Below are 237 nucleotides of genomic sequence, written 5' to 3'. Positions count from 1 at the left end.
CCGCGCGGCCGAGGCCCTGATCCGGCAGCGGGAGGAGCGCGCTACCCCGGCCCGGGTGCAGGTGCTCGGCGTGCTCCTCGCTGCCGACCAGCCCTTGACCCACCACGAAGTGGAGGAGGCCCTAAGGGGGCGGGGGCGGGTAGACCGGGTGACGGTGTACCGGGTCCTGGAATGGCTGGTGGGCCAGGGACTCGCCCACCGGATCGCCGGCGACGACCGGGTGTGGCGCTACAAGGC

1 protein-coding gene is annotated in these 237 nt (G+C 74.3%); it reads left to right on the top strand.

Features of this window, described 5'->3' with window-relative positions; genetic code table 11:
• The coding region (locus tag ACTFO6_RS19750) for a Fur family transcriptional regulator (protein ID WP_439935991.1) at nucleotides 1–237 on the top strand (237 nt) is incomplete at both ends.

The sequence above is a fragment of the Pelomicrobium sp. G1 genome, from assembly GCF_051905455.1.
Taxonomy (GTDB): Bacteria; Pseudomonadota; Gammaproteobacteria; order Burkholderiales; family UBA6910; genus Pelomicrobium.
The sequence above is the reverse complement of the archived record's forward strand: the minus strand, read 5'-3'. Positions and strand labels throughout refer to the sequence as shown.